The 23,016-nt window shown below is 62.0% G+C and carries 18 protein-coding genes and 1 pseudogene; 8 read left to right on the plus strand and 11 right to left on the minus strand.

Annotated features, from left to right (window positions below; genetic code table 11):
* Positions 1-5 precede the first annotated feature (5 nt).
* The 7 genes and pseudogenes from ACODTO_RS07890 to ACODTO_RS07920 form a co-directional block, all read right to left on the minus strand.
* Positions 6-887, minus strand: coding sequence for a methyl-accepting chemotaxis protein (locus ACODTO_RS07890; RefSeq protein WP_489106293.1), 882 nt, complete (start codon positions 885-887; stop codon positions 6-8).
* Positions 861-1,964, minus strand: a pseudogene (locus ACODTO_RS07895) (methyl-accepting chemotaxis protein); the annotation flags it as partial. The pseudogene ACODTO_RS07895 and the gene ACODTO_RS07890, both read right to left, overlap by 27 nt.
* Positions 1,965-2,029: 65 nt before the next feature.
* Positions 2,030-4,426 carry an efflux RND transporter permease subunit gene (locus ACODTO_RS07900; RefSeq protein WP_489106294.1) on the minus strand — a complete coding sequence of 799 codons (2,397 nt, stop codon included), beginning with the start codon at positions 4,424-4,426 and terminating at the stop codon, positions 2,030-2,032.
* A 95-nt stretch (positions 4,427-4,521) separates the two neighbouring features.
* Entirely contained in the window at positions 4,522-5,601 is a 1,080-nt protein-coding gene (locus tag ACODTO_RS07905; RefSeq protein WP_489106228.1) for a WD40/YVTN/BNR-like repeat-containing protein, read from the minus strand.
* Positions 5,602-5,679: 78 nt separating this feature from the next.
* A complete protein-coding gene (locus ACODTO_RS07910; protein ID WP_373682526.1) occupies positions 5,680-7,017 on the minus strand; it encodes a DUF1329 domain-containing protein in 1,338 nt (445 codons plus the stop codon).
* A 42-nt stretch (positions 7,018-7,059) separates the two neighbouring features.
* Positions 7,060-8,706 carry a DUF1302 domain-containing protein gene (locus ACODTO_RS07915; RefSeq protein ID WP_139650050.1) on the minus strand — a complete coding sequence of 549 codons (1,647 nt, stop codon included), beginning with the start codon at positions 8,704-8,706 and terminating at the stop codon, positions 7,060-7,062.
* A gap of 94 nt (positions 8,707-8,800) precedes the next feature.
* The gene (locus ACODTO_RS07920) at positions 8,801-9,568 is read right to left on the minus strand and encodes a coniferyl-alcohol dehydrogenase (protein ID WP_139650048.1); all 768 of its coding nucleotides are present in this window, start codon (positions 9,566-9,568) and stop codon (positions 8,801-8,803) included.
* A gap of 275 nt (positions 9,569-9,843) precedes the next feature.
* Here ACODTO_RS07920 and ACODTO_RS07925 point away from each other — a divergent pair, with 275 nt between their 5' ends.
* Positions 9,844-11,667 carry a sigma 54-interacting transcriptional regulator gene (locus ACODTO_RS07925; RefSeq protein WP_489106229.1) on the plus strand — a complete coding sequence of 608 codons (1,824 nt, stop codon included), beginning with the start codon at positions 9,844-9,846 and terminating at the stop codon, positions 11,665-11,667.
* 136 nt (positions 11,668-11,803) lie between these two features.
* Here ACODTO_RS07925 and ACODTO_RS07930 read toward each other — a convergent pair whose 3' ends face one another.
* From ACODTO_RS07930 to ACODTO_RS07945, 4 genes are all read right to left on the minus strand, one after another.
* Positions 11,804-12,460 (minus strand): TetR/AcrR family transcriptional regulator, encoded by a 657-nt coding sequence (locus tag ACODTO_RS07930; RefSeq protein ID WP_489106230.1) that lies wholly within the window; start codon positions 12,458-12,460, stop codon positions 11,804-11,806.
* A gap of 81 nt (positions 12,461-12,541) precedes the next feature.
* Entirely contained in the window at positions 12,542-13,477 is a 936-nt protein-coding gene (locus ACODTO_RS07935) for an alpha/beta hydrolase (RefSeq protein WP_489106231.1), read from the minus strand.
* Between the two features lie 18 nt (positions 13,478-13,495).
* Positions 13,496-14,938 (minus strand): coniferyl aldehyde dehydrogenase, encoded by a 1,443-nt coding sequence (locus ACODTO_RS07940; RefSeq protein WP_489106232.1) that lies wholly within the window; start codon positions 14,936-14,938, stop codon positions 13,496-13,498.
* Between the two features lie 335 nt (positions 14,939-15,273).
* Positions 15,274-16,515 (minus strand): OprD family porin, encoded by a 1,242-nt coding sequence (locus tag ACODTO_RS07945; protein ID WP_175363934.1) that lies wholly within the window; start codon positions 16,513-16,515, stop codon positions 15,274-15,276.
* Positions 16,516-16,770: 255 nt separating this feature from the next.
* On the opposite strand from ACODTO_RS07945, the gene ACODTO_RS07950 reads away from it, so the two are divergent.
* The 7 genes from ACODTO_RS07950 (at position 16,771) to ACODTO_RS07980 (ending at position 22,935) form a co-directional block, all read left to right on the plus strand.
* Positions 16,771-17,718, plus strand: a complete 948-nt coding sequence (locus ACODTO_RS07950; RefSeq protein WP_175363933.1) for a LysR family transcriptional regulator — start codon at positions 16,771-16,773, stop codon at positions 17,716-17,718.
* A gap of 91 nt (positions 17,719-17,809) precedes the next feature.
* Positions 17,810-18,613: a putative hydro-lyase gene (locus tag ACODTO_RS07955; RefSeq protein WP_175386046.1), complete on the plus strand. Its 804-nt coding sequence runs from the start codon at positions 17,810-17,812 to the stop codon at positions 18,611-18,613.
* Between the two features lie 167 nt (positions 18,614-18,780).
* Positions 18,781-19,320 carry a hypothetical protein gene (locus ACODTO_RS07960; RefSeq protein WP_175363932.1) on the plus strand — a complete coding sequence of 180 codons (540 nt, stop codon included), beginning with the start codon at positions 18,781-18,783 and terminating at the stop codon, positions 19,318-19,320.
* Between the two features lie 39 nt (positions 19,321-19,359).
* Positions 19,360-20,280 carry a LysR family transcriptional regulator gene (locus ACODTO_RS07965; protein ID WP_139650030.1) on the plus strand — a complete coding sequence of 307 codons (921 nt, stop codon included), beginning with the start codon at positions 19,360-19,362 and terminating at the stop codon, positions 20,278-20,280.
* A gap of 271 nt (positions 20,281-20,551) precedes the next feature.
* Positions 20,552-21,313 carry a hypothetical protein gene (locus ACODTO_RS07970; RefSeq protein ID WP_464708869.1) on the plus strand — a complete coding sequence of 254 codons (762 nt, stop codon included), beginning with the start codon at positions 20,552-20,554 and terminating at the stop codon, positions 21,311-21,313.
* Positions 21,304-22,176, plus strand: coding sequence for a fatty acid desaturase family protein (locus ACODTO_RS07975; RefSeq protein WP_464708867.1), 873 nt, complete (start codon positions 21,304-21,306; stop codon positions 22,174-22,176). The genes ACODTO_RS07970 and ACODTO_RS07975 overlap by 10 nt, the downstream gene beginning before the upstream one ends.
* Before the next feature lie 3 nt (positions 22,177-22,179).
* Positions 22,180-22,935, plus strand: a complete 756-nt coding sequence (locus ACODTO_RS07980) for a metal-dependent hydrolase (protein ID WP_489106233.1) — start codon at positions 22,180-22,182, stop codon at positions 22,933-22,935.
* The last annotated feature ends 81 nt before the right edge of the window (positions 22,936-23,016 follow it).

A 23,016-nucleotide genomic window follows, 5' to 3' on the forward strand; every position in this document is an offset into this window, starting at 1 on the left:
TGGTTTCAAGTCCGGAACTGTGCGACGGCCTCCCGCAGCTCGTGCTCCAGCCCGGCCAGATCCCCGCAAGCCAGGACCACTTGCTGATTCACTCCGACACAATGTTCTGCCTCATTGCGCACCTGCATGACATTGCGGCTGACCTCCTCGGCCACGATGCTCTGCTGCTCGGCGCTGGCGGCGTTCTGCTGGTTCATCTGCTCGATCAGCGACACCGCTCCGGTAATGCCGCCCAAGGCGGTGCTCACCTGACCGGCCAGCGACACGGTCTCTACCATCAGACGTGCGCAGCCCTGGATCTGCCCAACGCTGTGTTGCGACAAATGCTGCAGTCCGACAATCAGGGTCTCGATCTCGCTGGTCGAGTCCCGGGTGCGCCGTGCCAGCGCCCGCACCTCATCGGCAACCACCGCAAAGCCACGGCCCTGCTCTCCCGCCCGAGCCGCTTCGATGGCCGCATTGAGTGCCAGCAGGTTGGTTTGTTCAGCAATTGAGGCAATCACGTCGGCGACCGTGCCGATGGTCTCGACCTGCCGTTGCAAGGACTCGATGGCCTGCTCGGAAAGTGCCATTTCCGCTGCCAGGCGATGGATCTGCTGGCTCGCCAGCTGCACCACCCGCTCACCATTGCGTGCCTGGTGGTCGGCCTCGCCGGCGGCCTGGGAGGCCTGTTCGGCGTTGCATGCCACTTGTGCGACCGTGGCGGTCATCTGTTGCATGGCCGTGGCGGCGTGTTCGGTCTCGATCCGCTGGCGTTGGGCCGCCCCACTGCTCTGAGCACTGGATGTACTCAGGGTCCGGGTCGTTTGCCCAAGTCCCACGACACTCAGTCCGATACGCGCCACCAACTGGCGCAGGTTGGCGGTCATCTCTCCCACTGCGGTCATTAACTGGCCCAACTCGTCTCGACGCATGGCCATGCCTTCGGCCGCATCACTCAGGTCGCCCCGGGCAACACGCCGGGCCACCTGCAGTGCTTCGCGCAGAGGCACGACGATCAGATGACGAATAACCAACGATGCCAACAACGCCAGGGCGACGATCACCAGGGCGCCCACCGCTTGCAGGCGCATCATCGAACGGCCTCGTTGGCCCATCTGCCTTTGTCGATCGGCGGCGGCTTGTTCGACCTGGCTCAGCACGGTCTGTGCCTGGGCGTCCATCTGCCCGGCGGTCTGCTTGCTAAGCGCCCGGCTATCCCGATAGCGCTGGAATGCCTTGCGATATTCGACCAGCGCCGCCCGAGCCGCCGCCAGGGACGCTTCGGAGTTCTCATCCACCCGGCCCTGGAGCAGTTCCAGCGCGTCGCTCATTTCCTCCACTGACTCGGTCCAGCCTTGGAGCGCCTGCGCTGCGCCCTCCTCCACATAGATAAACTCCCTGTTGCGGGTGACCAGCAGTTTTCGCTGCAACGCCGAGGCCTGTTCCGCGAGGCTCAGCGGATCGCCTTCCGAGGCCTGGCCGCTGTTCAATACGCCGCGTACCTGGTCGTACATATCCAGTTCGACAGCCTCGAACTGCAGGCGGGCCTGTTCCGCCTGCTCCTGCATATGGCGCAACGCATCTGCCGCCAGGCGCTGGTGATCGATGAAATGTGCGAACTGGCCCTCATAGCCATCGACGGATTGCTGCATGGCGGTCAGTAACGGCACATCCTCGCTCGATGCGCCGGCCTTCGCCTTCTGGAGTTGAGCGCCCAGCGCCTGGATCAGGTCCCGAACCTGGCGCATCGCTAGAGGGTCGGGATCCAGTGCGTAGGTTTTCTCGGCACTGCGCAGCTGCAAGGTCAGGCGATTGATCTCCACCATGGCATCGACCTGCCGGCCGTGCTCCAGCAAACTGCCGGTCGCATACAAACCCTGGGCGATGGCGGCCACCGCGAGCAAGGACACCAGGCCGAAACCGAGCAGCAGCTTCTGCCCCACCGAACAGTCGGCAAGCAGGCGGGCAGTTTTCTTCAGCATTATTCTTATCCTTATATCTGAAGCAGATCGATAGCACCGGTGAATACACTCGCTGAACCGCCCCGTCAGCCCTCCTCGACCGCCTGCAACGCGCCGCAGGCTTCAGGCTTTTTTGCGAACAACCTCTGCGGCAACAGGAAGTAAGCCAACGCCGGCAACAGGATCAAGGCGCCGAGCATGTTTACCAGGAACATGAACGCCAGCAGGATACCCATGTCGGCCTGAAACTTGATCGGTGACCAGGCCCAGGTCGCCACCGCGATGGCCAGGGTGATGCCGGTCAGCAGTACCACCTTGCCGGTGAACAACAAGGCGCGGTAATACGCCTCGGACAGCGAGGCACCGGCACGCATGTGCGCCAAAATGATGCTCAACACGTAGAGCGCGTAGTCGACACCGATGCCCACACCGAGGGCGATCACCGGCAAGGTGGCCACCTTGACGCCCATGCCCAGCCCGACCATCAGCGCCTCGCACAGAATCGACGTGAGTACCAGCGGCAGCACTGCGGCCAGCACCGCACGCCAGGAGCGAAAGGTCACCCAGCACAGCAGGATCACCGCGCCGTAGACCCAGAACAGCATCTCGTGCATGGCTTTTTTCACCACGATGTTGGTCGCTGCCTCGATCCCGGCGCTGCCGGCGGCCAGCATGAACTTCACCTCCGGCAGTTTCTGTTGCGCGATGAACGCTTCGCTGGTCTGCACCACCCGCTCCAGGGTGTCGGCCTTGTGGTCGGCCAGGTACACGTAGAGCGAAAGCAGCGAGCAGCCCTGGTTGAACAGCTCTCGCGGTGCCCGGGTCTGCACGGCGCCGAGGGCGCCGTCGTTGGGGATCAACTCGTACCACTTGAAGTTGCCCTCGTTGTACCCGGCGGCCGCGACTTTACTCATGGCGGCCATGGAGTTGGTGGACTCCACCCCGGGCAACTGCTCCAGTTGCCAGGCCAGCGAATCGACCGCGGCCAGGGTCGGATAGCGGGTGCACTGGTCCTCCAGGGTTTTCACCATGACCACGAAGATGTCCGAACTGGCCGCGTAGTTTTGCGTCATGAACGCTGCATCACGGTTGTAGCGCGAGTCTGGACGCAGCTCCGGCGCGCCGGGATCCAGATCGCCGATCTTCAGGTGCAGGCTGACGGCAAACCCGCCTGCTGCCAGGGCCAGGCCGAACAGGCAGGCGGCAATGGCCCAGGAACGCCGGGTAAACAGGTCGAGAAAACTCCACAGCGGGTGTTTGACGTTCGCGGTCAACTCGGCGGTTTCCGCCCGCAAGCTGCGGGCAGCGGCCTTGGCACCGACGCCGATGTAGCTGAGCAGGATCGGCAGCAGGATCAGGTTGGTGAAGATCAGCACCGCCACGCCAATGCTGGCGGTGATCGCCAAGTCCTGGATCACCTGGATCTTGATCACGATCAGCACGGCGAAACCCACCGCATCGCAGAGCAGCGCGGTCATGCCGGCGGCGAACAGACGGCGGAAGGTGTAGCGTGCCGCGACGACCCGGTGGGTGCCACGGCCGATGTCCTGCATGATCCCGTTCATCTTCTGCGCGCCGTGGCTCATGCCGATGGCGAACACCAGGAACGGAACCAGCGCCGAGTACGGATCCAGATCGTAGCCAAGGGTGGCGAGCAGGCCGATCTGCCAGAGCACCGCCACCAGGGAACAGAGCACCACCAATGCCGTGCTGCGCGCACAGCGGGTGTACCAATAGAGCACTGCCACGGTCACCAGCACGGCAACCGCGAAGAACAGCAAGACTTGCCCCAGCCCGGCGATCAGGTCACCAATGATCTTGGTGAAACCGGTGATGTGGATCTGGATACGCTCGTTCTGGTACTTGTCGCGCAAGGCTTCCAGTTGCCGTGAAAACTCACCGGCATCCAGTGCCTTGCCAGTCGCCGGATTGATTTCCAGCAGCGGCACGAAAATCACACTGGACTGGAAGTTGCCGGCCACCAATTGACCGATCTCGCCGGAACGGGCGACGTTGGTCCGCACCTCCTCCAGGCTGGCCGGCGAGCCGTCGTAGCTATCCGGAATCACCGTACCGCCATCCAGGCCATCTTCGGTCACGGCGGTCCAGCGCGTGGTCGGTGTCCACAAGGACTTCATATAGGGTTTGTCGACACCGGGCAGCAAGTAGATCTCGTCGTTGAGCTTGGCGAGGGTATCGAGGTAATCCTTGTCGAAAATAGTGCCCTCCTTGACCGCCACGGCGACGCGGATCGAGTTGCCAAGGCCGCTCAGTTCGCTGCGCTGTTCAAGGAAGTTGGCCACGTAGGGATGAGACGTCGGGATGGTCTTCTCGAAACTGGCATTGAGACCGATCTTGCTGGCCTGATAACCCAGCACCAGGGTCACCAGCAGGCAGAGCAGCATGACCCAGGGCCGGTGATTGAAGATCCCCCGCTCGCCGAGGTTGCCGGAACGCGGATCGAAATCCTCCAGGCGGGCCATCACCACTTGCTGTTCGAGGGAGGAATTATGGTCGTTCACATCGGACTCCAAATACGGCCGCATGGGCTGTGCAAATAGCGCTCTGGCAAGTAGGTTCAGCGTTGCGCCGAGACAAGGGCTTGATCGAGGCGGGTCAGCCCGCCCAGGCCGACGCAGATCAAGCTGCCATCCGGGGCGGCCACCAGACCGGCGATCGAGGTACCGGCCGGGCCGGAAAGATGCCGCAAGCGGCTTCCTCGACCGGAACTGAGCAACAGGTCACCGGCCTGGCTGGCCAGGACCAGCGCCCCATCCTTCAGTTGAGTGCCGGCGGAGAAGGCCACTTCCAGGCCGGTGTCGATACGTCGCCAACTGCTCCCCTGGTCACCCGACCAGAAGGCATTGCCGCGCAGGCCGAAGGCAATCAGTTCGCCGCTGGCACTGCCTTGTAGACCGAAGAAACTGCCGTCATAGGGTGATTCGAGTGCCTGGAAGCTGCTGCCGTTGTCCCTGGAACGCAATAACAGACCCCGTTCGCCGACGATGAACAGTTCGCCCCCCATTGCACGAATGCCGTACAGGTTGAGGCCCTCGGGGTTGTCCACCTGCTGCATCCACGGTTTCCAGGTCACGCCACCGTCCACGGTACGCAGGATCAGACCATAGGCACCGACCACATAGCCGTTGCGACGGTCGCTGAAGTACAGGTCGAGAAACGGCTTGTCCGGCCCGTCCGCGACCAACCGTTCGGCGTCTTCGACATGCTTGGCATCGCCGCCCTGTTGCGCGGCAACCAGCGCCAACTGTGCCGCAGCGACGCCATCGAGCTGCTTGACCCAGGTTTCGCCACCGTCAGTGCTGTGCAGCACCACGCCCATGTGGCCGACGGCCCAGCCCTGCTCGTCATCGACGAACTGCACCGCCGTCAGGCTGACGCTGACCGGCACCCGGGCCTGGCGCCAGCTCTGGCCGGAGTCATCGGAGAGCAGGACGATGCCGCGCTCGCCGACCGCCACCAACCGTTCGCCAGCGCGAGTCACCGCCAGCAACGCGGCGTGGGTGGCCTTGGCACTCTGCAGTGCCGCCTGGTCGAGCAAGGCAATCCGGGGGCTGGCCGTTGTCCAGCCCGACATCAGCAAGACCGTCAGCGCCAGGATCGCCGACAACGCCCGCCCGAGTGAAAAGTTACCGTTCATATCCCGCTCCAACCACCACTCAAGAGTTATCCAAACGCAACGCGCCGATGCCGGGGCTCCGGCGCGCTGGGCAATGACTCAACGCGAACTGTCGTTGGCCATGGCGTCAGGCGTGAAGAACGAAGATGGCGGACGCGGGTAGCTCTGGTACTGGACATCCAGGTCGTTGGCCGCGGAGTTCAGGAAGTAGGCACCGGTCTCCAGGTTGTAGCTGCCCCACGACATCTGCGCGGTGAGCGCTGGCATTTCCGGGGCCAGCAGGGTCAGCGAGTAGTTGGTACGACCCAATTTGCCCTGGGCGTCGTAACCGTCCACCAGCAGCACTTGCCAGGAGTCCTCGTCGACGTAATAGGTGCGTTTTGGCACCACGTGACGCTTACCGTCCTTGAGCGTGGCGTTCACCACCCAGACCCGGTGTTTCTCCCAGCGCACCAGATCCGGGTTGAGGAAGTTCGGCTTGACCAGATCGTCGCTCTTCGCCGCGGCCGCACGGTTGTTGTTGTAAGGCACCAGCAGCTCTTTCTTGCCCACCAGCTTGAGGTCGTGACGGTCGGTCGGGCCGAAAATCATGAAGGCCTCGTCGAAGAAACCCACACCCGAGGTGACGAAGTCCGGCGTGTCATAGGCGATGTTCGGTGCGCGCCGTACCCGACGCTGGCCGACCAGGTACTGCCAGGCAGCGCGTTTGCCCGGGTCCATGTCCCAGTGGGTCATCAAGCCCTCGCCGGCCTTGGACGATGGCAGCTCCGTGGCCAGTTTGCCGATGAGGAACTTGCCGCCGAAGGTTTCAAGACTGCCGTCCTTGAAGTAATAAGGGCTCTGATACCAGAAACGTGCCCGGGTGGCCTGGATCTTCTTGCCGCCGGCGGTCATCAGCCAGGTGTCGAACGGTGAATAGAAGGTGTCAGCCCCTTGCCAGGACAGCCGGTAGTTCCATAGCACCTCGGCACCGTTCTGTGGCAGTGGGAACGGAATCCCGCCATAGGCGCCGCTGACTTTTTCCGAGTCCACTTCCAGAGTGGCGCGGGTCGCGTTCTTCAGGGTGTTGTCGTACACCCATTGCGGTGCAGCGGCGCTGCGGTGAGTCGGATAGACGTCCAGGCGATAACCGGGGTACTTCTGCAGCAAGGCTTTGGCGCCGTCGGACAGCTGGTCGGCATATTGCGCCATGTTGGCCGCGCTGACCGAGTACAGCGGCTTGTCAGCGGCAAAGGGATCGGCACGTTTGTCGCCGTTCTTGTAGCCTGCGGGCACTGTCGTATAGCCCCCGGTCCATGCCGGAATGCTGCCGTCCTTGTTGCCCGCGCGCTCGGCGCCCATGGGGGTGAGTTCCGTATTGAGCCGTGCGGCCTGATCAGGGGAAACCGCCGCCTGCACCGCGCCGGCACTGAGCAAGGCAATGGCCAGGGCCGACATACGCAAGGAAAATTGGCTTTGCATAGGGGATGAAACCTCTTATTAGAATGTGGTTTTCACGTACATGGAGACGAAGTCACGGTCGGCCAGCGATTGCGCATAGCTGAAGTTGCCCGCCTCGTTCAGCCCTGCCGCAGCCTTGCCGAAGAAGTTCACGTAGTTGATGCCGAAGTCCCAGCGCTGCAGGTAAGTGGCCTTGAGCCCTACGCTCCAGTCACCGGCGTGGGAGTTGCCGAAACCACCCTTGCTGACGGCCGAGGAGCGACCGTCGAGACCCACGCCGAAACCCACCGGTACGCTCAGGTCGAGACCGTCGGCCACTTGGAAGTAAGCCGGTTCGGCCAACACCCGCAGCGCGGTGGCATCCCGGGTGGTGTTGGGGTCCAGTGCCCCCGGGTTGTCTGTCACGCTGAGGGTACGGTTCCAGGCCAGTTCGGCCAGTACCGAACCACCGTCCCAAAGCGCGCCGGGCGATAGCAGGTAGATCGTCGACAGGTTCACGTGCGCGGTCTTGCCCCTGGCGTAGAGCGCATCACCGTTGTTGTCCGCCGCGGTGCCCGGTGTCACCACCTGCAGGTTGCTGACCAGGGGGGCGTTCCAGCGCACCGAGGTTTCACCAGCGAAGTTGAACGGGCCATATGCGGTGGAGAAGCTGGCGCCGACGGTCTTGATGTCTTCGGCGTAGACCTGGCGATAGGAACTCAGGATCGGCAGCCCGGTGGCGGCGGCCGCCGCACCGTCCAGGTAGGCATACAGCGCACTTGGCGTCTTGTCGTGATACTGGGCGGCGTAGAAACCCAGTTCCAGTTCGGTGCCTTCGGGCTTGAAACGCAGTTGCATGCCGCCCTGCCCCGAGTTCTTGGCCTCGATATCGGAAGCATGGACGGTGGTGTTGCCAAACACCTCGGTCCAGTCCCCTGCCCCCTTGCCGATGCCGTCGTTATCGCTCAGGTAGCTGCCTGCTCCGGGCACGTTGGAACGTTCCCACTCGAACTGGTAGTAGGCCCCGACGGACAACTGCGGGTTGATCTGCAACTGGCCGGACACTTGATTGACCGGGCGCAGGATTTCCTTGAATTGGGTTCCCGGTACGCTGAGCAGCTTGACGACGTCGGTGGGTCCTTGGGCGGCGGCGATGCCGTTGCTGCCGTAGAACAGGCTCTCGCCATAGATCAGGCTGTGGCGGCCCAGGCGCACGGTGCCCTGGCTCGCGTCACCGACATCACCGCGCAGAAACACGAAGGCGTCCAGCAGTTCGGCGTCGCGCCCGTGCAGTTCGCGGGTATCGCTGAGGAAGTGTGGATTCGCGCTGTCGTCGGTGTCCTTGTTATAGACATCGTCGTACCAGGCCGCACCGCTGAGACGCAGCCCGTAGTTTTCCCGACTCAGGTCCATCTCACTGAACAGGTCCAACCGGTTGGAGACCAGGCCGCGACTGAAGTTCTTGTCGCCCTGGCCCTGGATCGAAGGGTACAAGCCGCCCGCCGTGGAGGCGTTGGTCAGGTGGTCGTCAGCACCCTGCAAGCGCCAGGCCTGGCTGTACTTGATGGTGTTGTCCCAGCGCAGGCGCCAGTCACTGTCGCCCAGATCGATCTGGGCGGCCTGAGCCTGTGAGGCCAGGCCGGCAAGGCACACCGAGAGTGCCAAGGTGGAACGCTTGAAGCCCGGGTAGCATCGAGTGTTGTGCATGGTGTTCCTCATTGTTCTTGTTGTTTGGAAACGTGTTGTCTGGAAAACGACCGGCAATGAGCGGCCCGCAAATGCGCAGGCGGTGGTTCCTCGTTCAGATGTAGGTGGACGCCAGGCCGCCATCCACAGGCAGGTTGACGCCGTTGATCCAGCGGGACTCGTCCGCACTCAGGAAGGCGATGGCAGCCGCCACCTCATCGGCATAGGCCGGACGCTTCATGCGATGAGCATCGGCCTCGACACGTTCCTGGCCGAGCATGCTGACGAAATCACCCAGGATGGGCGTGAACACCGGGCCCGGTGCCACGCTGTTCATGCGCACCGAGGTTTGCAGGAACCAGGGCTGGGCCTGCACGTAGTTCCAGACGATCAGGGCTTCTTTGAAATACTGGTAGCAGCTCTCCTGGGGCACCGGGTGCTGGGCCAACCAGGCTTGTCCCTGGAAGAAGCTCTCCGTGCGGGCCAGGGCCTTGTGCAGTTCCAACCGCTGCGGCCACTGCGCACCGAGAATAGAGGCAACGTTGACGATACTGCCGCCGGCGCGGATCCGCGGCAGCGCCGCCGCGCAGAGGTGACGCAGGCCGAGGTAATTGACCTGGGCCACCAGCTGCGGATCGGCCGTTCCTGGCACTCCGGCAATGTTACACAAGCCGTCGATCTGTTCCGGCAACCGGCGCACGGCGGCATCGATGGCCTCGGGGTGACTGAGGTCGGCCTGGACAAAGTCATCCAGGCTCAGGTTGGGCTCGTTGCGATCCATGCCGATCACGATGGCCCCGTGGGCACGCAGGGTTCGGGCTGTCTCGGCGCCGATGCCCGAAGAGACTCCGGTCACGACGATCCTTTTGCTGGTCAGCTTCATACGGGTTTCCCGATTCGTGCTCGTACTGCCTCCCATGAAAGCGGGCAGCCAAGTCATATTGTTATTGCCGAACTAGTTAAGCTCGGTAACTAGTTGTAGCAAGCGATATGCCATCTAACGGCAATAACGGGGCAACCGCTCAAGCTCGCGGCATACAGACATTCTTGGTGAATATCGACGTGAGACGGGGGAAATCGGGCGCCGAAAAAAGTGATGATTTCAGCAATTTCATGCTGCACTATGCAGATTATGATTACTCATATTAAGGATTTCCGATGGCAGACAAGCTGATCTCCCTGGCCGAACTCTCCGGCGGAGTCCGAAAGAAACACGTGCGCGGCGCCAGCGAGCAGTTGCCGCCCGGCGCCGCCCCTACGCTTCAGGATCTGACCGAATGCCTGATGTTCAGCCCGGGTGACGGGCGCATCTGGCTCAACGGCGCACGCATGCTGTTGATGCACAGCAGCGGCGTCGGCGCGCTTCGTCGGGAGATGATTGAAAGCATGGGCCTGGCCCGTGCCCGTGGCATCCTGCTGCGCACCGGCTACCACTGCGGTGCGCGGGACGCGGCACTGATCAAGGAACGCTTCCCCGAGGCCGACTTCCTGGCGCTGTTCGCCGCCGGCCCGATCATCCACGCCATCGAAGGCGCGGTTAAAGTCGAGCCGGTGCATTTCGAATTCGATATGAACCTGGGCACCTATTACGGCGAATTCCTCTGGCACCACTCCAGCGAGGATGACGAGCACATCGCTCAGTTCGGCATCGGCACCGAGCCGGCGTGCTGGATGCAGACCGGCTATGCCACCGGATACACCTCGGCGATGGTCGGTCGATTGATCCTTTACCGCGAGGTCGAATGCCGCTCCACCGGTTCCAGCATCTGCCGGCTGATCGGCAAGCCCGCTGAAGAATGGGATGATGCCGAAGAAGACCTGGCCGCCCTGAAAGCGGAACCTTTCGTCAGCAGCAGCGGGCGTAGCACGGTACCTCCCAGCCCTGGCGGCAAGGGCGTATCGCCGCCCGACCCGCAAACCGATCCGCAACCGACCCAGGACGGCGACATGGTCGGCATCTCCTCGGCCTTCAACGCAGCCTGCCACATGCTGCGCCGAGTCGCCCCGACCCAGGCGACGGTGCTGTTCACCGGTGAATCCGGCGTCGGCAAGGAAATGTTCGCACGCATGCTGCACCGCATCAGTCCGCGACACGATGCGCCTTTTGTCGCGATCAACTGCGCCGCCATTCCGGAAAACCTGATGGAATCAGAGCTGTTTGGCGTTGAGCGCGGCGCCTTCACCGGTGCCACCCAATCCCGCGCCGGGCGTTTCGAGCGAGCCGATGGCGGTACGCTGTTCCTCGACGAAATCGCCACCCTCAGCCTGGTCGCCCAAGGCAAACTGTTGCGGGCCTTGCAGGAAGGTGAGATCGAGCGGGTCGGCGGCAGCCGGACCTTGAAGGTCGATGTGCGGGTGGTCGCCGCGACCAACGTCGACCTGCGCGCCGCCGCACAACGCGGCGAGTTTCGCGAGGACTTGTTCTTCCGCCTGAATGTCTTCCCGATCCACCTGCCACCCTTGCGCGAGCGCAAGGAAGACATCCCGTTGCTGATGACTCACTTTCTGCACCGCTTCACCCGCCATCATGGCCGCCAGATCAGTGGCTTCACCCCGCGCACGGCCGACACCCTGCTCGCCTATGACTTTCCGGGCAACATCCGCGAGCTGCAGAACCTGGTGGAGCGCGGCGTGATCAGTGCGCCGGATGGCGGGGCCATCGACCTGGCCCACCTGTTCACCAGTGGCGAACGCCTGGCCCAGCCGATGTTTTCCATTGGCAACCGGGGCCAACTGGCGGCCGCTCCGAATGACCCGGCCACCCCTGCGCCTGTCGCGCCCGTCCATGCTGGCAACGAGGCGATCCAGGCCTTGTTCGGCGGCAAGGACCTGAGTCGGCTGTCACTGCAGGAGATCGAGGAAACAATGATCGACCATTGCCTGGCCGAGGTGAAAGGCAATGTCTCCGAGGCGGCGCGCCGGCTTGGTCTGACCCGAGCTCAACTGTCGTATCGGCTGTCGCGGCGGTCGGCGGGGGATTAAGGATCCATGGCGAGAGTATCTGTAGGAGCAAGGCTTGCCCGCGATGAAGGCGCCTCGGTTTCAGGACAAACCGCGTTAACTTCATCGCGGGCAAGCCTTGCTCCCACAGTTCTCTTGCCAAAGGCTCATCCCAACTCTATTCGTGCTGGATGAAGCAACGCCCAAACATGTCGAGGGCCACGTCCACCCGTTGGCCGATCTGTTCGTCGGACCAACTCTGCTGGACCCCGAGGGTGAACAGCTTGAGCGGTTGCGAGATCAGCAACGCATCGATCAGTTCGACCGCCGGTTCGACATCCTCCTGAACAAGAAGCCCCTTGCCCGCTGCCTTGTCCAACCAACTGTGCAACAGGCCCAGGCATCGCTCGGCGCCTTCCTGATACCAGATCCTGGCGATGTCCGGTGCAGTCTCACGTCCTTCCACGGCCATCAAGTAGAGTCCTAGCGCCAACGGCGACAAGGTCAGGCGCGCCCATAGGGTCAGGTACATGCGCAGTTCACTGAGCAGACCCTCGGCGCAGTCGATACCGCTTTCCAACAACAGCTCGAGCGTCGACAGGTCCCGGGCCACCAATTGCGAAAGCAGCGCTTCCTTGCTCGTGACCAGCTGGTAGAGGGTTTTCTTCGAGATGCCGGTGGCGCGGGCGATGGTGTCCATGGTGACGTTGGCGAAGTTGCCACTGCCGAGTATCTGCGCCGCCGCATCGAGCAACAGATTCATCTGTTCCTCGCGACTGCGCAGTGGCGGACGGCCCCGCCCGCGCTTGACGGCCTGTGGGGAGGTTTCAGGCATGACGGATCCTGGCTAGCGTTAATCAAACAAGCAACATAGTACCCTGTGGCGAGGGGATTCATCCCCTCGCCACAGGGGTGCTCAGAGATTCCCGACCATTGCGCCATCGACCTCTTCCACCACCCCCGCAAAAGCCCCGCGCAACCCATCCTCGATGAACTGCCACGCCTCATCCGCAGAAGCATCCGGCCCCAGGTGAGTGAACATATGATCGCAGCCTGGGAACATTCTCTCGTTCACCGCAACGCCGGCCTGACGCAGTTTCTCCCCATAAGCCTGGCCTTCGGCGCGCAGAATATCGTACTCGGCAGTGATCAATGTGGCGGCAGGCAGGCCCCGTAATGCCTCGACCGGCGCCAGCAACGGCGAGACGAGGGGATCGCGGGCCTGGGTCGGGTCGCTCAGATAACACTGGTTAAAGAAGCGCATCAAGCCCGGACCGAGCAGCGGCTTGTCGATCGTCGAATGCTTCAGTTCAGGAGCCTGGGAGACGTCCAGCGCCGCATAATCGATGACCTGGTGCACCACCCTGAGTCGCTCATGTCCTCGCGCCAGATTGGCCAGCCCGGCAGCCAGATTGCCGCCGGCACTGTGTCCTCCGACAGCGATACGCTGTGGGTCGATACCCAGCGTCGCACCCTGCCCGGCCAGCCACTCCAACACCTCGAAACTCTGACGCAAACCTGCGGGAAAGGGATGCTCGGGCGCCAGGACATAATCCAGATTGACCACCAGGCAACCCAGGTTGTGAGCCAGACGGCGGCAATAGCTGTCGTCGTGCTCCGGCACTCCAGCGACGAATCCACCGCCATGCAGGTTCAGGTACACCGGGAGAGGTTCCCCAGGCGACGTATCGGGCCAGTAGAACAGCGCCCGCGCCGGCCCCCAGGCTGTCGGGATGTGCCGTTCCTCTACCGCGCGCAGCGGATAACGTGCCGCGTCGTAGATGAATTTGCCTTTCATGCGCTTGGCAAGGGCGCGCAGCAGCTTGGCCTTGAGCGTTTGCAACAGGTTCATGGTCAGCCTCCCGGGGCCTCAGTTGGCCGTCAGCAAGTGGTCGAGCAGGCCATGGATCATCGGGCCGTAGGGAGCACGCATCGCCAGGTTGGACTCACCGATGGCGCTCTGCACCACCACTGCCTTGGCATGGCTGAAGGTACGGAAACCATAGACGCCATGATAGGCCCCCATGCCCGAGTGACCGACCCCGCCAAAGGGCAGCGCCTCGAACAGCACATGGCTCATCACGTCGTTGATCACCACACCGCCCGACGTCGTGCGCGCCAGCACCTGCTCGCGTTCATTCGCATCCTCGCCGAAATAATAGGCCGCCAATGGCCGAGGCTGCCCGTTGACGTAGTCGATGGCCGTGGCGAAGTCGCGATAGGTTTTGATCGGCAACAACGGGCCGAAGATTTCCTCGCGCAGTACCTGCATGTCCTCACTGGGATCGAGCACCAGGGTCGGGGCGATCTTGCGGATCTCGCGGTCGCTAAGGTCTTCCTGCGCCGGGTTGATCTCCACCAGTCGCGCACCCTTGGCCTCGGCATCGGCGAGATAACCCCGCAGACGGTCGAAATTGCGCGGGTTGATGATCGACGTGTAGTCGGCGTTGCCGCGCAGGGTTGGGTACATGGTGCTGACAAAACGAGTGGCCTCGCCGACGAAGTCCTCCAGCAACTCTTCCGGCAACAACACATAGTCCGGGGCTAGGCAGATCTGGCCGGCGTTGAAGGTCTTAACCGTTAATACCCGCTGCACCACGGTAGCCAGGTCGGCGCTACGGGAAACCAACACCGGAGACTTGCCACCCAGTTCCAGGGTCACCGGCACCAGGTTGGCGGAGGCGGCACGCATGATGTGCCGGGCCACTGACGTCCCGCCGGTAAATATCAGATGATCGAACGGTTGCGCACTGAACAACGCCCCGATCTGCGCATCGCCCAATACCGTGCAGAGTTCGCGCTCGTCGAAATAACGGGCGATCAATTCGTCGATCAACGCCGAGGTACGCGGGGTCAGTTCCGAGGGCTTGAGCATCGCCCGGTTGCCGGCAGCAAGAATGCTTGCCAGCGGCCCGAAGGCCAGCACGATGGGAAAATTCCACGGGCTGATCACCCCCACTACACCCAACGGCTGATAGTCGACCCGCGCCTCGCAACCGGGGAACGGAGCCGGATGCGTCTCCGACTGCATCCACTCGGCCAGGTGCTCGCGGCAATGTTTGAGGCTCGCCACCGAGCCGGCGATATCCGACAGCAGAGTCTGTTCGCGGCTGCGGTTGCCGAAGTCCGCAGACACCGCCGCGACGATGGCTTCACGGTTATCCAGCAGCAGGGCAATCGCCCGATCCAGACGGTCACGGCGCAACGCCAGGCTTGCGGGCCCTTCGTCCAGGTGGGCCTGTTTCATGCGTGCAAGTGCGGTAGCGAGTTGTTCGGTGGGAGCCGCTGTAGCGTGTTGACCGAGAATACTCATGGCGTGGGTTCCTGCTGGTGGAATTGTTATTAGCCAGTACTAATACCGGGCAAGCAGGCACCTCTGCCGACTCGCAGGTGGAGTATGACAAAAAACAAAACAAAGGAAACCCATAAGTTTCCTTATTTTCAGCAGTCGGATGAGTGGCCTTTGAGCCAGCAAACAGGGAGAAAGTCGCAAAAAATGGCTTGCGTCGCGCAATGACTCAATCGGACGGGTGCGTTTTCTGAGAACACTGGATCAGTGGCCGAAACCGCAACCCCATGAAAAATTGATTATATTTTTTAACTTGTTATAGGCGCTGTCCATTGGAACAGCGCCTTGCACTCCCAGTGCTACCAGAGCGCCATCGTATAGCTGACAATCAACCGGTTCTCATCCAGGTCATTGCCAAAATTCGAGCGCACCGAGGCGTTGCGCCATTTGAACCCAAGTCCTTTCAATGTCCCGTCCTGCACGACATAGGCAATGTCGGTATTGCGTTCCCACTCCTTGCCCTCCCCCGGCGCGGCACGTTGGACGTTATCACCGGAAATGTAGCGGGTCATGAACGTCAACCCAGGGACACCGAGTGCGGCGAAGTTGTAATCATAGCGGGTTTGCCAGGAACGTTCGTCGACGTTGGCGAAGTCGCCGATCTGGACGAAGTTGACCAGGTACGGGTCGCTACGGCTGATATACGGGAAAGGATCGTCGCCACTCATGCGCTGGTAACCCAGACCCAGTGCGTGCCCACCCAGGCTGTAAGTAAACAGCGCGCCGAAGGCCTGGTTGTCGATGTTGCGGAAGTTGCCGTCCTCGGTGCTGCGCGAATAGCGCACGTCGCTCTTGAGCGCCTGGCCGCCCCCCAGGTCCAGGGTGTGGACGAACCCGAGGTAGTTCTGCTGGTAGATATCCTGCAGTTTTCCATAACGGTACTGCGCCGTGAGGTTCGGCAGGAACTGATAGTCCGCCCCGGCAAACTGGAACTTGTCACTGGTGCCGCCGATACGGTTGGCGGTCATGTCCTGATAATCGGTGGAATCGACGACGTTGATCTGGGTGAACTGCCCACCGGTCAGCTTCAATCGATCGATTTCCTGCACGTTCAACAGTCCACCTTTGAACGTCGCCGGCAACAGCCGCGTATCGTTGGAGCTCACCACTGGGTCCTTGATCTGCAGCGTTCCCGCCTTGAGGGTGCTGTTGGATACCCGCACCTTGGCGGTCAGGCCCAGTTCGCCGTAGCGGTCTTGCGACCCTCCGGACAAATCCGCCGGCAACAGGTTGGTGCCCGCCGTACCGCCACCCGAATCCAGTTTGAAACCGGCCATGCCCAAGGCATCCAGGCCGAAGCCGACGGTGCCGGCGGTGTAGCCCGATTCGATCCGCAACAGGAAGCCCTGGGCCCACTCCTCGGCCTTGTCCCGCGAACCTTCCTGGCGAAAGTCGCGGTTGAAGTAGAAGTTGCGCGCCTCCAGGCTGCCTTTGCTGTCGGCGATGAAGTCCGCCTGGGCGGCAGGCACGCCGATCAGGCTCAAGCCAAGCACCGTACCGATTGGGGTGTATATCCGGGGGGAGGATCTGAAATGCTGCATGCGTGCTCCTTTTATCGGCGCGAGCGGACCCTCTCGGGGGGCTCTGCGGGCGCCTCGTTATTCTTGTGTGAAGACGTTGTCGTTCGGACACGGGCGCAGTGAGCTGCGTCGTCGGCGTGGATTCTTCGCGCCACGCTCTGAAAGCGTCAAACGGAAAAAAAGCCCGGTCGGACATAAGAAAAATTGATGCGCTCGATGGCCTGATCTGGAGTAACAATTGCAATCATAAGAACCACACGCACCAAGAGACCCGTCATGAACCTCAAGTTCCTCGAAACCTTCGTCTGGGTGGCACGCCTGCAGAGCTTCAGCCTGACCGCCGAAAAGATGTTCAGCACCCAGGCGGCGATTTCCGCCCGGATCGCATCGCTGGAGGACGAGTTGGGCCTGCGCCTGTTCGTCCGCGACTCCCGGGGGGTGTCGCTGACGCCTGAAGGCTTCAAGGTGCTCAACTACGCCGAGCAGATGCTCGAGGTCCAGCGTGCGCTGAAACAGTCCCTGGACACCGGCAACGAACAGCAAGGCCTGGTGCGCATCGGCGTGATGGATACGGTGATCCACACGTGGCTGAGTCCCCTGATGTCGATGCTGATGCAGGCCTTTCCGGCGGTGGAAATCGAAATCACCGCCGACGCTGCACGCAATTTGTGCGATCAGCTACAGAAGGGTTACCTGGACATCGCTTTCCAGACCGACCTGGTCCGCCACGAAAGTGTGCGCAACCTCGAATTGGGGCACTACCCCATGCACTGGATCGCCGCCAGTCATTCGATCTATGCCCGGCCCTATGCGTCGCTGGCCGAGATGGCGAGTGAGCGCATCATCACGTTCGTCAAGCAGTCACGCCCCCATCAGGATGTACTCAACCTGCTGTATGCCCAGGGGGTCAACGCGCCACGGGTCAGTTGTGTCAACTCGGTGTCGGCCATGACGCGGTTGATTCGTGACGGTTTCGGTATCGGCGCTCTGCCCGCGGCGTTGGTGGCCAAACCCCTGGCGAGCGGTGAGCTGATCCAGTTGGAGCCGGGCACGTCCCTGCCCCAGTTGAACGTCGTTGCTTCCTGGCGCGCGGGCGTTGGACTAGAGCTGATCGAGAGCATCGTTCAGATGAGCCGCCAGGTGGTGGGTCAATATGCCCTGGATGTGGGTCCGCAACGCATGGTGGCAGCGCCCGGTCTGAACGGCCCGGTGCCCCTCGAATAACTTTTATTTGTCGCGGGGTAGCAACATTCCTTGTTGGACGTCATCGCCTGGGTTTTCTAAAAAGGACCGACAACCACAAGGAGAAACCCTGATGTCCCTTCCCGCCCTGTCATTTGAACAACTGCAACAGTACGCCCCCCTCGCCCTGCGCCAGAGCATTGCAGCCGGCCAGTATCAGGGGCACACCAGCGGCCTGGGCAAGGGACGGGTACAAGCCAATATCGTGATCCTCCCCGGCGATTGGGCCAACGAGTTCCTACGCTACTGCACCCTCAATCGCCAGGCCTGCCCGCTATTGGACGTGACCGAACCCGGCGACCCGTACTTTCGCAACCTGGGCGACCCCATCGACATCCGCCACGAAGTGCCCCGCTACCGGGTTTTCCGTGACGGCGAGTTGAGCGAAGAACCGCTGGACATCGAGCATCTGTGGCAGGACGACATGGTCGCCTTCGCCCTGGGCTGTTCCTTCTCCTTCGAACAACCGTTGCTGGAAGCCGGCATTCGGCTGCGACACATTGATCTGGGCCGTAACATCGCCATGTTCCGCACCAACATCGACACTCGCCCCACCGCCCGGCTCTCCGGCAAAATGGTGGTGACCATGCGGCCGATGAAAGCCGCCGCCGCGATCCAGGCGATCCAGATCACTGGTCGCATGCCCAATGTCCATGGCGCTCCGGTACACATCGGCGACCCTTCGCTGATTGGCATTCAATCCCTGGACAGACCCGATTACGGCGACGCCGTGCCGGTCGAGGCGGATGAGATCCCGGTGTTCTGGGCCTGTGGCGTAACCCCGCAATCGGTGGTCCAGGCCTCCCGTCCGCCGCTGTGCATCACCCACGCACCGGGTTGCATGCTGGTGACGGATTTGTGGAATAGTGCTTTGTAGAGAACGAACAAGGCTCCTCGGTCAAGCCACCTATCCTGTGGGAGCCTAGCTTGCTCGCGATGGCTGCGGAACATTCAACATCGTCGTCGACTGATGTGCCCTCATCGCGAGCAAGCTCGGCTCCCACAGATTTTGCGTCGCCCTTCCCAATCCAACATGGACACCCGATGAACACGGCTCAACGATCGATCCAACAGTACATCAACGCCAAGGACGGCAATCGCCCTCACCTGCTGGACCAGGCCTTCACCGCCCATGCCACGCTGGACATGGTCGTGCGCACCGGCTCGATTTCTTTTCCGGGGCACGTGGAAAGCCGCGAGGCCATTGGCGATGTCCTGGTCAGGCGCTTTGGCCAGACCTTCGAAAACGTCTATACGTTTTGCCTGAGCGCCCCGCCTTCCGGGAATGCCAAGGCATTCCAGTGCACATGGCTGGTGGCGATGTCGGACAAGCACAGCGGCGAGGTCAGGGTCGGTTGTGGGCTGTATGACTGGCAGTTCGAGCCTGAGTCCAATCTGGCCGAGGGGCTGACGATCACCATCGAGCACATGGTGACGTTGCCGGCAGCCGATCTGGCGCCGGTCATGGCGTGGGTCTCGGCGCTGGACTATCCGTGGTGCGACGTTCGCGCGCTCATGAACAGCGTGCCGGATACCGCGGGGCTTGAAGCGGTGCTCCAGTATGTGGCGGTCCAAGCGCAGTAATCCACTCATTGCCAATCTCAGTACCGGAGAGCCGCCAACGTGAATATCAAGTTTCTGGAAACCTTCGTCTGGGTCGCTCGCCTGAAGAGTTTCCGGCTCACGGCAGAGAAACTGTTCACCACCCAGGCCTCCATCTCCAGCCGGATAGCGGCCCTGGAAGACGAGATGGGTGTGCGGCTATTCGTGCGCGACTCCAAAGGTGTGTCGCTGACCTCCGAAGGGCAACGGGTGCTGGAATACGCCGAGCGCATCATGGACACCATGCAAAGCATGAAGGCGGTGATCCAGGATCCGCGCCAGGTTCGCGGCCGGATCCGCATCGGCGCCATGGACACGGTCATCCACACCTGGCTCAGCCCGTTGGTGACGCGCCTGATGGAATGCTATCCGGCCCTGGAAATCGAATTATCGGCCGACACGGCGAGCAATCTGTGTTCCCAACTGGAGAAAGGCTATCAGGACGTCATCTTCCAGACCGACATCCTACGCCTGGACAGCGTGCGCAATGCCCTGCTGACCCGTTATCCGATGCATTGGGTGGTGCGCACCGGCTCTGTCTATGACCGGCAATACGCCTCGCTGGAGGACCTGTCCCAGGAACGCATCGTGACGTTCTCACGCAACTCGCGGCCCCATCAGGACATCCTCAATCTCTTGCACTCGGCGAACATCGTGTCACCGCGCATCAACTGCGTGAACTCGGCCTCGGCCATCACCCGCCTGGTTCGCGACGGCTTCGGCATCGGCGCCATGCCGGCGGCGCTGGTACAGGGCGAATTGGCCCAAGGCACATTGACCTTGGTGACTGGCGTGCCGTTGCCCTCGGTGATGGACATCGTTGCCAGTTGGCGTACCGGCGCGGGCATGGAACGGGTGGAAGACATCGTCAGCCTGACCCGGGAGGTGGTGGGTGAGTTCGTCGCCGCTCTGCCGGTAGAGTGCCGTCTGGACGCACAGTAGGCGTCCCTGACCTCTGTGGGAGCGGGCTTGCTCGCGAAGAAGTCATCAAATTCAACATCGATTCAAACTGACCCACCGCCTTCGCGAGCAAGCCCGCTCCCACAGAGGGTGCGATAAAAAAATAGTAGGCACACGCCGCATTGCCCCTGTGGGAGCGAGCCTGCTCGCGATAGCGGTATATCAGTCAACCTCGTCATCATAGCTTCACACCGCTGATCTACCGTGTGCGCCGATTGCTCCAGTCCCCCTCAATCGGTGAGCCGCTTACCTGATGCAAGCCCTCCTGAAAAAAACAAGAAATGAAGCCGTCAACGCCGCGCCGGCAAACCTGCAACCAGCCCATGACGATGAGATCGATGTCCGGTTCCTGACAACGGCCGATCTCCCTTCCCTGCTGGAACTCGAGCAGAGGAAATGGACCGACGACCAGCGCGCCGACGCGGTCATGCTGGCGAGTCGAATTGCTGCCTTCCCCACCTTGAGTGTCGGTGCATTCTGCGTCCATACCGGGGCCGCGTTGGCCTCGTTGTTCATGAAACCCACCCGGCACGACCTCATCCACCGCTGCTCGACGTGGGAAGACTGCGCCAGGCGACAGCACGGCGATGAGTCTGCAGCGACCGGCACGTTGTTCGGCATCAGCCTGAGCAGCATCGACTCGAAAGCCGCGAACGCCATCTTCGAGTTCTTCTGGCCCTACGCACTCAAGCAGGGATGGTCGGACATCTACCTGGGCTCCCCCGTCCCGGGCCTGCGGGACTGGCGCTCGAAGAACCCCGGTATCACGGTCGCGCAGTACGTGCGCAGTCAACGCCAAGGACTGCCGCTGGATCCACAGCTGCGTTACTACTTCAAGAAAGGCTTTCGCCAGATAGTCGCCATCAAGGACAACTACTTTCCCCACGAACCGTCGCTGGATGTCGGCGTGTTAATCCGGGGCAAAGTGCCGCTTTCGGGGCTTTCGTTCCTCTGGAAGCGAGTGCCGCTGCCTTGGTTGCAACGCATGAAAAAGCTGGTCTTCGTATGTTTATGAAGCCCTTGTTCCAAGGACTCGGCAGCAACTTGCCCAGCTATCTGTTCCTGGCACTGTGTATCGGGAATACGGCTGCACTCGCCTGGCTCGCAGGGAACGAAGCTTTCGGATGGCTGGAGCTTGCGCCGTTGGTGATACTGCAGGCGGTCCTGATGATCGGTGTTCAGGAGATCAAGCACCAGGGCGTGCATCGTCAATTTCTCGTTGGCACGCGCCTCAACGATGCCGTCGGAATGCTCGCAGCGGCGATGTTCGGCGCCAACTTCGTCGGCTACCGCTACTTTCATCTGGAGCATCATCGCAAGACCTGTCAGGCCGACGATCCTGAAGGGCTGATGTATGAACAGTCATGGCGAACGCGCCTGATCTGCCTGCTGGGCCCCGTCGAGCAACTCTGGACGACCCTCTCCACCAATGCCATCTCCCGACGTTATGTCCCGCCTCGCGAAGTCTGGCGCTGGCGGCGGAACAACGCCCTGCTTGCCCTGTTCCTTGCTGCGCTGGCAGTGGGCATCCACGAGGCGCCTCGCCAAGTCCTGAGTGCCTGGCTGATCCCGTATTGCCTGTTTGCCTGGCTGGATTTCTGGTTGACCCAGGCCGAGCACTATGGCGTCGCGATCTCGGCCCAAGGGGCGCGTCGTGCCCCGGCGGACATCACGACGGACGTTTACCTGCCGACCTGGGTGTCCTGGCTCATCCTGCACCGCTCGCTGCATCGCACGCACCATGAGGCGCCGGCGACCCGCTGGTTCCATGCCCACGCGCGCTCGAGGGTGCTGGCTGAAACCCGGCCAGGCAGCGCCGTGGGGCTGTGTGCTTTTCTTGCCACCTGGATGCGTTTCGGTCCGCGACTCTGGAAGTAAACCTTGGAAAATCAAAAGCAGAACGAGCCTTTGTCCTTCCAGCCCTTCTGGAACGACACGCCGATCAAGACCTATCTGTTCGATGCTTTTTCAGTGCTGTTGCCCGCGGGTGAACAGTTTGTGATTTCGGTGGTGGAGTCAGCCGCCTCACAGCTGCAACAGACCTCGACACTGGCCGCCGAGTCGCGCGGTTTCGTCGCTGAGGAGCGCGCCCACCAACGAGCGCACCGGCTCTACAACCAGCAATTGGAAAAGCAAGGGTTCGAGGTCAGGAAGTATGAAGTCGACATCGAAAAAGACCTCGAGAACGTGCAGTCGAAGGCGTCGCCCAAGGCGCAACTGGCCCTGGCTGCCGCGTTCGAGCATGTGACGGCGGTGATATCCAGGATTGCCTTGCGCAAGGGCGGCCTGCTCTCGGCCACCGAATCTTCGCAGACGCGCCTGTGGCGCTGGCATTGCCGCGAAGAAGTGGCCCACCAGCATGTCACCACGGATCTGTTGCGGGCGTTGGGCGTTCCTTACTGGCAGCGCATGCTCTGGTTCCTGGTGGCATCGGCGCTCCTGGCATTCGATGTCCTGCGCCATGTCCACGGTTTCGCCCGCCTCGATATCCGACGTGGAAGGGTCAGCGCCGCACAGGTGCGACGAGCAGCGGGTCGCCTGTTGTTGCGTGACGGCATGAACCTGGTCTTGTTGGCCGCCGGATGGATCGGCTACTGCCTGCCATTGAGCGTCCGCGTGACTGCGAACTGTCAGTGAACTGCAATATTCCCGACTTATTCTGGCCCCATACGCCACGGTTCATTACGGATCGCGGGTCATGCATGCCGGGAATTGCCC

It is taken from the genome of Pseudomonas sp. FG13, from assembly GCF_057809755.1.

Coding starts and splice junctions, on each gene's coding strand:
- ACODTO_RS07890 (WP_489106293.1), bottom strand. CDS start 887: ATGACCGCAGTGGGAGAGATGACCGCCAACCTGCGCCAGTTGGTGGCG.
- ACODTO_RS07900 (WP_489106294.1), bottom strand. CDS start 4,426: ATGGCCCGCCTGGAGGATTTCGATCCGCGTTCCGGCAACCTCGGCGAG.
- ACODTO_RS07905 (WP_489106228.1), bottom strand. CDS start 5,601: ATGAACGGTAACTTTTCACTCGGGCGGGCGTTGTCGGCGATCCTGGCG.
- ACODTO_RS07910 (WP_373682526.1), bottom strand. CDS start 7,017: ATGTCGGCCCTGGCCATTGCCTTGCTCAGTGCCGGCGCGGTGCAGGCG.
- ACODTO_RS07915 (WP_139650050.1), bottom strand. CDS start 8,706: ATGCACAACACTCGATGCTACCCGGGCTTCAAGCGTTCCACCTTGGCA.
- ACODTO_RS07920 (WP_139650048.1), bottom strand. CDS start 9,568: ATGAAGCTGACCAGCAAAAGGATCGTCGTGACCGGAGTCTCTTCGGGC.
- ACODTO_RS07925 (WP_489106229.1), top strand. CDS start 9,844: ATGGCAGACAAGCTGATCTCCCTGGCCGAACTCTCCGGCGGAGTCCGA.
- ACODTO_RS07930 (WP_489106230.1), bottom strand. CDS start 12,460: ATGCCTGAAACCTCCCCACAGGCCGTCAAGCGCGGGCGGGGCCGTCCG.
- ACODTO_RS07935 (WP_489106231.1), bottom strand. CDS start 13,477: ATGAACCTGTTGCAAACGCTCAAGGCCAAGCTGCTGCGCGCCCTTGCC.
- ACODTO_RS07940 (WP_489106232.1), bottom strand. CDS start 14,938: ATGAGTATTCTCGGTCAACACGCTACAGCGGCTCCCACCGAACAACTC.
- ACODTO_RS07945 (WP_175363934.1), bottom strand. CDS start 16,515: ATGCAGCATTTCAGATCCTCCCCCCGGATATACACCCCAATCGGTACG.
- ACODTO_RS07950 (WP_175363933.1), top strand. CDS start 16,771: ATGAACCTCAAGTTCCTCGAAACCTTCGTCTGGGTGGCACGCCTGCAG.
- ACODTO_RS07955 (WP_175386046.1), top strand. CDS start 17,810: ATGTCCCTTCCCGCCCTGTCATTTGAACAACTGCAACAGTACGCCCCC.
- ACODTO_RS07960 (WP_175363932.1), top strand. CDS start 18,781: ATGAACACGGCTCAACGATCGATCCAACAGTACATCAACGCCAAGGAC.
- ACODTO_RS07970 (WP_464708869.1), top strand. CDS start 20,552: ATGCAAGCCCTCCTGAAAAAAACAAGAAATGAAGCCGTCAACGCCGCG.
- ACODTO_RS07975 (WP_464708867.1), top strand. CDS start 21,304: ATGTTTATGAAGCCCTTGTTCCAAGGACTCGGCAGCAACTTGCCCAGC.